This is a genomic window from Vibrio sp. 10N.247.310.23, from assembly GCF_041467155.1.
GTDB classification, from domain to species: Bacteria; Pseudomonadota; Gammaproteobacteria; order Enterobacterales; family Vibrionaceae; genus Vibrio; species Vibrio crassostreae_C.
In genome coordinates this window covers 41,561-51,390 of sequence record NZ_JBFSTZ010000033.1, presented here as the reverse complement: position 1 = coordinate 51,390, position 9,830 = coordinate 41,561, and the positions used below count along the sequence as shown (strand labels likewise).

The following is a 9,830-nucleotide window of genomic DNA, read 5'->3' as shown; positions in this document are numbered from 1 at the left end:
CACTGAAGAGTGGCTTTTTCTGTTTTGGGGCTTCAAAACCTAGTCTGTACCGCACTCTTGATTCGAAAAATCGTTATTTCTGACATAGTCTTACTATTGAGACATAAAATCTAAGATAGTCTCACTACTATACGTCTCTGCGCTGAATACGCTCTCGCGGCATTTTGTCGAACGATGAAGCAGTGACTCGTATTAGTCTGATTTAAATAAAAATAGAATAAGGAAGAAGGATGGGAACTCAATTTAAGATGGATTCCTTACCAGGTTCTCTTATCGTCGTTGGTGGTGCGTACGAACCCTGGTTATCAGTGTTAGAACAAGTGGGTTGGCAGTGTACCCAGTGTGCAGATTTACGAAAAGCCGATGCCTTGATTGCTGATATTGGCCCATGTATTGGTATTGTCGATCTTAGTCATGATGAGTTCAGTCTCAACGGTATTGCTAACCTTGTGAGCAATAACAAGCAGGTGAGATGGCTCGCCTTTATCCGTGAATCTCAATTAAGCTCTGATACGATCTGCCAGTTTATCGTCAACTTCTGTATCGACTTTTTCACGGCACCAATCCCAGATGCTCAATTGCTGAGTACCATTGGTCACCAACTGGGTATGCTTAAGCTTGAGCAGAAGGTATGGCCAAACTACGGCATCAATAACAACATGGGACTGCTAGGCGATTCTGTGGCCGTGAAGCGCTTGAGAGACCAAGTAAAGCGTATTGGGCCGACTGATGTCAGTATCTTGATTTATGGCGAGAGTGGGGCTGGTAAAGAGACGATTGCACGCTCGATTCATCAAAATTCGTCGCGAGCACAGAAACCATTTTTAACGGTTAACTGTCGTGCCTTGTCTGAAATGAGAATAGAGGCCGAGGTGTTTGGCATATCAGCACAGTCAGCGACTGCGCCTTGTATGTTGGAAGAAGCCGATGGCGGAACCATCTTGCTTAATGATGTTTTAGCGATGCCACGCAATCAACAACTGAACCTGTTGCGCTTTCTACAAGAAGGTAAGATTGAAACTGCGAATGGACCTAAATCTGTCGATGTGCGTATTCTGGCCGCGAACTCCTCTGATATCGAGAAGGCGTTGATCGAGGGCGACTTCAATGAAGAGCTTTATCACTATATCAATGTTCTGCGTATTCATGTTCCAAGCTTAAAAGAACGTGTGAGCGATATTTCAGTACTGGCGAATCATTTTCTGCGTGAGTACTCGAAAGAGTTTAATGCTCAAGCGAAGAGCTTCTCAGACGATGCTATCCGTTCGATGAATCGATACCATTGGCCTGGAAATGTGCGTGAGCTGATGAATCAGATTAAGCGTGTTGTGTTGATGTCTGATGCTGTGATCATTGAGGATCACCAACTGGATTTACCAAAACAGAATGATGAGCGCCGCAGTCTCAAAAGTATCCGTGAGCGTTCAGAGCGAGATGCGTTGCTGATTGTTCTGGAATCTTATGGTGGTCAAGTATCGTTGGCCGCTAAGGAGCTTGGAGTTTCGCGTGCAACCATGTACCGATTGCTGAACAAACATAGCCTGATTTCTGAAGGTGTTGTTTAGAGCTCTCTATTCATTGATTCTATCCCGTTAGTGTCAATCTAAGAGCCACGCATGATGCGTGGTTTTTTTATATCCATTGCTGCAACTTCTCGTTGATCGTTGACTGCTGACAGATTGACAGATTGACAGATTGACAGATTTACAGGTTGATAGATTGAGCTATTAGAGGCTCGGTCTTTAAGAGAGATGTTCTGTGATTTTATATAATCATAGTGAATATGTTATATATAAAGTAATATGCAACTAATATTTTGGGTGAATCATTTGTTTTGAAATTGTTAATCAATTATCGGTTGAATAATATACTCACTTGGTTAGACTTTAACCGTGAAAGCAATGGTTTAACAAAGACTTATTTGCTTTTATTATCTCATTTCTTTTTGGATTTTTTAGTTAGTTTGGAGGCGCAAATGAAACATTTCGATTTTATACAGCATATTTGCGCGTCGTTTGATCCGTGTACTGACATGGTGACTGTTATGTCACAAACATCAGCCATGGCCGATCGAAACACCCAAGATAAACCTAACTAATAGATCCGTACCCTTATTTGGCTGCGGAAAAATAGCAGCTAAGTGAGAAGCCCTCATACTATTTAACACGCTATTTTTCCTCAGTTTATTTTACAACTGGAGAGTTATTATGCGTCACTCAGTATACTTAAAACTAGCAACAGTCCTTATCCGTGCAGACCTTCGTCGTGAAGAACGTGAATGGCAACGAAAAGTTCGTCGTAGTTCATACGATCTACCATGGAACAATACTCATTTATTGAGAGATATTGGCCTTGAAGCCGATGGTCGACCAATTGGTTTTTCTGAACCTGAAGTCGTTACGATTGAACGTCGAGTTCGTCACCTTCGTCGAGTCTTAAGCGCGCGAATACCGACGTAATCTTGTGGGGTGATAGCGCCTTTCACCCCTTAAGATAAATATCAGCGATAGTTGTGGCGTCGGAAGTGCAAGCTTTTGAACTAGAACTGGCCAAAAAAGAGAAGCACTTGCTTCTCTTTTTTGCTTTTTTAAGCCGTTATGTGTGCTTTTTTAAGTCGTTATCTAGTAAAGAAAAAGAGTTCTACTACGCTTTATAGAGCAAGGGAGGCTGGCTATGCAAAAGCATCAATTAGACATGTGGTTACATGGAGAGCACAAAGACTCGTATCAAACACCAAAGGTATACGTTATTGGCTGTTCCGATATCTCGGAATATCTATTAGCAGTGGAATATAAACACAAGCTAGAACCGGTAAAGCAAGACGGTGAGCCGCTTCACTTTGGATCCTTGGATCAAGTGAAAGAAGAGTTACTCCGGCTCGGCTTTGAAAAGGCGTATCTTCGCTTACACAACGCCTATGATGAGTTTGGTAATGAGCCAAGCCAAAGCTACTGTGATATTGAACTGGCGCTCAAACCTCATTAGAACTCGTTTCTTACTACCGACGGTTGATAACACACTGATCATCCTATCTTTGAAGTGCGTTAAGCGACCTATGCGTAGTGTGTCGTCAGCAATTTGTGGGTGAATTGAGTTCTTAGGTAAAAACCACGCGGTTTAGTCTTGATGGGCTTTCCACTTGCACCGTAGGCTTCCGTTAACACTCGGCTGTTGGCGGCTTTTGGTCGTAGATGCAGCGCTTCACCGTGCCTTGCTGTTATTTGTTCAACATTGCCTAACACGATCAATTCCATCAGTTCTTCCCAATCCCTTTTTAGAAGCTCGTTTTCAGCCTCGCTTGGTGTCCATAGCAAAGGGGATCCTACATGCCTCTCTGCTAGCGGGATCTCTCTTTCTCCCTCGACAGGGATCCACAACACCTTAGACAGCTTGTTTCGAACGTGGCTGGTTTCCCAAGTTATGCCTTGCACACCCATCAAAGGAGCAACACACACAAAGGTGGTTTCGAGTGGCTTGCCAGAGTAGCTAATCGGAATGCTTTTTAGCTCGATACCGAGCTTGGCAAAATCTTGTTCTGGCTTACTGCCTGCAGGTGCACCCAAGTGCCATTCCAATAGCTGCCCAACCCAGCCTTTATCACGCTTAAGGTCGTTTGGCATCACCATCTCAGCTTCGTCAGCGAGCTCTTTAAAGGTCATTCCGGCGATGGCATACGCGCGCTCTAACAGCTCTTGTTGTGTTTGTGGTTCTGGTTTCATAATAAAAGGCATGATCAAAAAAATGATTTTATCAGAAGTTATCACCAAATGACGACTGGTTAAGAAATGATCTCCTTGCGAGAAAAGGGATCAAACTCAGGGTTATCCACAGGACATAAAGGTAATTAATTGAAATATTAATTTAGTGGATAAATAAACAGGGGTTTATGGTGGATAAAATGCTTGCCAAATGGGGTTCAAAATGAATCTTTCACTTAGTAGTGTGGATAAACATCGGAGTGGTTGATCTTTAACCATGTCAGGTTTCTGAAAGATCTTTTACATTTCTAATGTTTTTTAAAACTAGAATGTTATTTTAATTTACTGATTTATATAATAATAAAATTATTTTGACTGATTTGTTGTTTTTGGTGTTGATGAATCTATGGATTAAAAAAAACGATTGCGGGTAATTCTTCACATAGTTATTCACAGAAAAGGTGAATAAATGTGGTCTATGTCTCACTATTGTGTGGGTAACTAGAATTTGAGCAAAACTTATCCATATTCCTAGTTATTATTCATAAATATAGCGCTTATCACGTCACTAAGTTTGCTCCGATTGGGGATATGTGGAAAAATCAGAGTAATTAAAAATTTAGATAGAGGTTGGCCAGTGATAGATGGCGATGGTTACCGATTAAATGTTGGTATTGTAATCTGTAACAACCATGGTCAGGTCTTCTGGGCTAAACGATACGGGCAACATTCATGGCAATTCCCTCAAGGGGGAATAGATGAAGGTGAGACTCCGGAACAGGCAATGTACCGCGAGTTGTATGAAGAGGTTGGCCTTACTAAAAAGGATGTAAAGATCGTCGCGACAAGTCGTCATTGGTTACGCTACAAGCTACCCAAACGACTGGTTCGGTGGGATTCTAAACCTGTCTGTATTGGACAAAAACAGAAGTGGTTCCTTTTGCGCTTAGATTGCGATGAATCGCATATCAATATGCAGCGTGGAAGTACACCTGAGTTTGATGGTTGGCGTTGGGTGAGTTACTGGTACCCAGTTCGACAAGTTGTTTCTTTCAAGCGAGATGTTTACCGTCGAGCGATGAAAGAGTTCGCATCTTTAGCAATGCCGTTTAAAGAGCGAAAAATAAAAGGAAAGCGCAAATTGCGTAGAGGTTAAGCATGCTCAGTCAACTAAGGGAAATAGTTGAACACGTATCAAGAGTTGAAGATGTGTCGACGGCTCTTGATATTTTGGTTAAAGAGACATGCAGTGCGATGCAGACGGAATGTTGCACCGTGTATTTGGCAAATAATGATATGCAGCGCCTTGAGTTGATGGCAACTCAAGGCCTGATCTTCAAAGGCAATAGCATTCACATTGGTTTTGACGAAGGTCTGGTTGGCCTTGTTAAAAGAAGTGCTGAACCTATCAACCTTGCACAAGCGTCTGCTCACCCTGCTTATAAGTTTTTTCCAGAGCTTGGAGAAAACGTCTATCACTCTTTTCTCGGTACTCCGATTATCCACCGCAAGCAAGTGCTCGGTGTATTGGTCATTCAACAGAAGACCCCACGTTTATTTAGTGAGATGGAAGAATCCTTCCTTGTCACGCTCTCTGCACAACTTGCCGTTATTGTGGCGCACGCCCAAACTCAAGGCCATTGGCTGTTAGAGCAACAGAAGCTACCGGCTACTAAAGGTATTGCAGCTTCATCGGGCGTGGCGATTGGTGACTTATGGTGGGACAACACTCAGCCTGAACTCACCGATGTTTATCCTGCTTCGACGCTCAATATAGAGAGAGAGCATGAGTTGTTGGCGGTAGCGGTTGAAAACGCCCTCAATGACTTTAAGCGCATGCGAAAGCGCTTAGATAGCGAAATCAATAAAGATGCGTTGGCGATCTTTGACCTGTTTACTCACTTACTCAACGATCCTATGCTGCGTAAGGATCTAAAAAGCCAAATCCAGAAAGGCGATAAAGCCGATTGGGCACTAAGACAGGTTGTAGAGAGTTATTCTAATCGCTTTGCTCGTATGTCGGACGTGTATCTTCGTGAGAGAGCACAAGACATCCGAGAGCTCGGACAAAGGCTGCTCTATTTCCTCCACAACTCTGAACATGAACTTCGCACGTTAGATAAGCCGATTATCCTAGTGGTTCGTGAGTTAACCGCTTCGGTATTAGCGTCTATTCCCAAAGAAAAGCTCTTAGCGGTGATTTCCTTGGAAGGGGCGGCGAACTCGCACGCAGCGATTTTATCTCGAGCGCTTGGCATACCTTCCGTCATGGGGGTAAACCTCAACCTAGCTCAAGCTAATGGCAAGCGAGCGATTGTTGATGGGTATAGCGGTGAGATCTTTATTGAGCCGACTAAAAGCCTGCTCAAAGAGTATCGAGGGCTGATTCTAGAAGAGAGTGAGCTCTCCTCTATGGTCAATCGCGAGCTGTACCTACCGGCAAAAACGCAAGACAACAAGCAAGTCGAGATTCTGCTTAATGCGGGTTTAAGTGCAGACACTAACATCGCTATCAACCAAGGCGTTGATGGCGTAGGGCTGTATCGAACTGAAATTTCTTTCTTGTTGCAGCAAAGATTCCCGTCAGAGGATGAACAATTCAAGCAGTATCGTTCTGTACTGGCAAGCTACCCAGAGAAACAAGTGGTGATGCGTACACTCGATATCGGTGGTGATAAGGCCTTACCGTATTTTCCTATCGAAGAGGACAATCCATTCCTTGGTTGGCGTGGTATTCGGTTTACGCTCGATCATCCTGACATCTTTATTATTCAGTTACGTGCCATGCTACGTGCGAGCTGTGAAAGCCATAACTTGAGTATTTTGCTGCCGATGATCTCTGGTGCACAGGAGTTGGATGACGCGCTACAGTTGATTGAACAAGCGTATGATGAAGTGCATGAGCTTGATAACCGAGTGCGTATGCCTCGCGTTGGTATCATGATTGAAGTGCCATCCATGCTGTACATACTGCCGCTGATTGCGCATAAGGTCGACTTTGTTTCAGTCGGTACCAACGACTTAACCCAATATTTATTAGCGGTTGATCGGAACAATTCACGAGTATCCGATGTCTATGAATCAATGCACCCTGCGGTGATCATGGCATTAAAACAAATTCATGATACTTGTAAGCAATATCAATTACCTGTTTGTATTTGTGGCGAGTTAGCCGGTGACCCGATGGGCGCGCTGCTATTGATTGGATTGGGGTATGAGACGTTAAGTATGAATACCTCGAATGTCGCAAGAACCAAATATTTGATTCGTCAATCGAACTTGGCTGAATTACAGGATTTGGCAAATAAGGCACTTTCAAAACCGTATGGTAGTGACATCTATAGTATGATGCTGAACTATTTCGAAGAGCGTGAATTTACAGGCTTCATTCGAGCAGGTAAAAAATAGGATTTAACGTGTCATATGAACTGATAGGCTTGTTAGCGGGCCTTGGTGCTATTGTTGGTGTTTTAGCAGGCTTGCTAGGCATTGGTGGTGGTTTGCTGGTTGTTCCTGCCTTACTGTTTTTGCTTCCTAAAGCGGGTATCCCCCAAGAGTTTGCGATGCAAATGGCATTGGCTACTTCGCTATCAACCATCATCGTTACGTCGGGATCGTCTGCGATTAACCATCTAAAGTTGGGTAACGTAGAGATGTTTGTCGTTAAATGGTTGATGCCAGGTGTGGTGATAGGTGGCTTCCTCGGCTCTTTCGTGGCCGATGTAATTCCAGCTCAATACTTACCAAAAGTCTTTGGTGTGATTGTTTTGGTGTTGGCGTTGCAAATGCTATTGTCGATTCGCTCCAAGAGCCAAAAATCGATGCCGGGTTCAGCTAAAACCGTGTTGTGTGGCGGCGGGATTGGTTTGGTATCAAGCTTAGCGGGCATTGGCGGTGGGTCTTTATCGGTACCTTTCCTTAACCATCACGGTGTGGAAATGCGTAAAGCCGTCGGCTCATCTTCGGTATGCGGTTGTGTTATCGCGATTTCGGGAATGCTAGGTTTCATTTGGCATGGATCTTCTGTCGATGATCTTCCTGCGTATAGCTTGGGTTATGTTTATCTACCGGCTTTGATCGCGATATCTTGTACCTCAGTTTTGACCACTCGAGTGGGTGCGAAACTGGCCACTCAATTGCCAACCCCTGTGCTGAAGAAATTCTTTGCGGTATTTTTAATGTTTATAGCAGCCACAATGCTGCTGTAGTGTCTTTTCTGTTAGTCATTGAGCTAACCGTTAATTAATTTAGATAGAGAGCCAAGTATGTCTCAGGGTTTTATCGAATTCCCAAATATCGATCCTGTTCTTATTGAACTAGGACCAATCTCAGTTCGTTGGTACGGCCTAATGTACCTTGTCGGTTTTATGTTTGCTCTTTGGTTAGCAAATCGCCGAGCTGATCAACCGGGTAGTGGTTGGACTCGAGAGCAAGTATCAGACTTACTGTTTGCTGGCTTTCTAGGTGTGGTGTTGGGTGGTCGTATTGGCTACGTACTTTTCTACAACTTTGACCTTTTCCTAGCAGACCCACTGTACCTATTTAAGGTATGGACTGGCGGTATGTCTTTCCACGGTGGCTTGCTGGGTGTTATCACCGCAATGTTCTGGTATGCGAAAAAGAATGGTCGCACCTTCTTTGGCGTGGCAGACATGATTGCACCACTCGTCCCATTTGGTTTAGGTATGGGCCGTCTAGGTAACTTCATGAACAGCGAGCTTTGGGGCCGTGTGACTGATGTGCCATGGGCGATTGTGTTCCCTAACGGTGGTCCACTTCCTCGTCACCCATCTCAACTTTACGAGATGGCGCTTGAAGGTATCGTGCTGTTCTTCATCTTGAACTGGTTTATCAAAAAGCCGCGTCCTCTTGGTTCTGTATCAGGGTTATTCCTAGCTGGATATGGTACATTCCGCTTCTTAGTAGAATACGTACGTGAACCTGATGCTCACCTAGGTTTGTTCGGTGGATTTATCTCTATGGGACAAATTTTGTCACTGCCAATGGTTATCATCGGTGTGCTGATGATGGTGTGGGCATACAAGCGTGGTCACTACAAAGACGAATTACCACAACAAACGAAGTAAGGAATTGGTGTGAAACAGTATTTAGATCTCTGTCAGCGTATCGTTGATGACGGTACTTGGATTGAAAATGAACGCACGGGCAAGCGTTGCCTAACCGTGATCAATGCTGACCTTGAATATGATGTTGGTAATAACCAATTCCCACTGGTAACAACGCGTAAGAGTTTTTGGAAAGCCGCAGTTGCTGAGCTGCTTGGCTATATCCGTGGTTACGACAATGCTGAAGATTTTCGTAAGCTAGGGACTAAAACTTGGGATGCGAATTCTAACCTGAATGAAGCATGGCTGAATAACCCTTACCGCAAGGGTGAAGATGACATGGGCCGTGTTTATGGCGTTCAAGGACGTGCATGGGCAAAACCTGACGGCGGTCATATCGACCAACTGAAGAAGATTGTTGATGATCTAACTAACGGTATTGATGACCGCGGCGAGATCTTAAACTTCTACAACCCAGGTGAGTTCCACATGGGATGTTTGCGTCCGTGTATGTACAGCCATCACTTCTCACTACTTGGTGATACTCTGTACCTAAACAGCACTCAGCGCTCTTGCGATGTACCCCTAGGCCTGAACTTCAACATGGTTCAAGTGTATGTCTTCCTAGCTATCATGGCGCAAATCACGGGTAAGAAAGCTGGCGTGGCTTACCATAAGCTAGTAAATGCTCATATTTACGAAGATCAACTTGCACCTATGCGTGATATCCAGTTAAAGCGTGAGCCGTTAGCTGGCCCAACATTCCATATCAATCCTCAGATTAAGTCTCTAGAAGATTTGGAAACATGGGTAACGATGGATGACTTCTGGGTTGAAGGTTACGAATGCCACGAAGCGATTAAGTACCCATTCTCGGTTTAATCTCACTCGCTTTGTTTGATTGAAAGGCTGCCTCTGTGCAGCCTTTTTTGTATCTAAGTTACAGTGACGAGTAATCGAGATTCGAAGAGCAGAGAAATCATATGCTGTGTGATGCTTTATGTTACTCGTATACTCTCAACGCGCATTGGCTCTTTCTCTTCGATACTCGCTTACACGCATCTCG

At 44.0% G+C, this 9,830-nt stretch carries 9 protein-coding genes; 8 read left to right on the top strand and 1 reads right to left on the bottom strand.

Annotated elements, in window-relative coordinates:
• Positions 1-230 precede the first annotated feature (230 nt).
• From vpsR to AB6D93_RS20805, 3 genes are all read left to right on the top strand, one after another.
• Entirely contained in the window at positions 231-1,565 is a 1,335-nt protein-coding gene (gene vpsR, locus AB6D93_RS20815; RefSeq protein WP_017062873.1) for a cyclic-di-GMP-binding transcriptional regulator VpsR, read from the top strand.
• 642 nt (positions 1,566-2,207) lie between these two features.
• Complete coding sequence (locus AB6D93_RS20810; RefSeq protein WP_004735015.1) at positions 2,208-2,459, top strand: hypothetical protein; 252 nt, start codon at positions 2,208-2,210, stop codon at positions 2,457-2,459.
• A gap of 214 nt (positions 2,460-2,673) precedes the next feature.
• On the top strand, positions 2,674-2,985 hold the full coding sequence (locus AB6D93_RS20805) for a DUF6482 family protein (RefSeq protein WP_004735016.1): 312 nt from the start codon (positions 2,674-2,676) through the stop codon (positions 2,983-2,985).
• Positions 2,986-3,053: 68 nt separating this feature from the next.
• Here the strand turns inward: AB6D93_RS20805 and mutH are convergent, their stop codons facing one another.
• Complete coding sequence (gene mutH / locus AB6D93_RS20800) at positions 3,054-3,719, bottom strand: DNA mismatch repair endonuclease MutH (RefSeq protein WP_102332791.1); 666 nt, start codon at positions 3,717-3,719, stop codon at positions 3,054-3,056.
• Between the two features lie 616 nt (positions 3,720-4,335).
• Here mutH and rppH point away from each other — a divergent pair.
• Genes rppH through AB6D93_RS20775 form a run of 5 tightly spaced genes read left to right on the top strand, consistent with a single transcriptional unit; the run spans position 4,336 to position 9,646 of the window.
• Positions 4,336-4,854, top strand: coding sequence for an RNA pyrophosphohydrolase (gene rppH, locus AB6D93_RS20795; protein WP_017059335.1), 519 nt, complete (start codon positions 4,336-4,338; stop codon positions 4,852-4,854).
• A 2-nt stretch (positions 4,855-4,856) separates the two neighbouring features.
• Positions 4,857-7,106 carry a phosphoenolpyruvate--protein phosphotransferase gene (gene ptsP / locus AB6D93_RS20790; protein ID WP_017059336.1) on the top strand — a complete coding sequence of 750 codons (2,250 nt, stop codon included), beginning with the start codon at positions 4,857-4,859 and terminating at the stop codon, positions 7,104-7,106.
• Positions 7,107-7,114: 8 nt separating this feature from the next.
• A complete protein-coding gene (locus tag AB6D93_RS20785) occupies positions 7,115-7,906 on the top strand; it encodes a sulfite exporter TauE/SafE family protein (RefSeq protein WP_017059337.1) in 792 nt (263 codons plus the stop codon).
• Positions 7,907-7,963: 57 nt separating this feature from the next.
• Positions 7,964-8,785, top strand: coding sequence for a prolipoprotein diacylglyceryl transferase (gene lgt, locus AB6D93_RS20780; protein WP_017059338.1), 822 nt, complete (start codon positions 7,964-7,966; stop codon positions 8,783-8,785).
• A gap of 9 nt (positions 8,786-8,794) precedes the next feature.
• Positions 8,795-9,646, top strand: coding sequence for a thymidylate synthase (locus AB6D93_RS20775; RefSeq protein ID WP_017059339.1), 852 nt, complete (start codon positions 8,795-8,797; stop codon positions 9,644-9,646).
• Positions 9,647-9,830: the final 184 nt, after the last annotated feature.

Coding starts and splice junctions, on each gene's coding strand:
- vpsR (WP_017062873.1), top strand. CDS start 231: ATGGGAACTCAATTTAAGATGGATTCCTTACCAGGTTCTCTTATCGTC.
- AB6D93_RS20810 (WP_004735015.1), top strand. CDS start 2,208: ATGCGTCACTCAGTATACTTAAAACTAGCAACAGTCCTTATCCGTGCA.
- AB6D93_RS20805 (WP_004735016.1), top strand. CDS start 2,674: ATGCAAAAGCATCAATTAGACATGTGGTTACATGGAGAGCACAAAGAC.
- mutH (WP_102332791.1), bottom strand. CDS start 3,719: ATGAAACCAGAACCACAAACACAACAAGAGCTGTTAGAGCGCGCGTAT.
- ptsP (WP_017059336.1), top strand. CDS start 4,857: ATGCTCAGTCAACTAAGGGAAATAGTTGAACACGTATCAAGAGTTGAA.
- lgt (WP_017059338.1), top strand. CDS start 7,964: ATGTCTCAGGGTTTTATCGAATTCCCAAATATCGATCCTGTTCTTATT.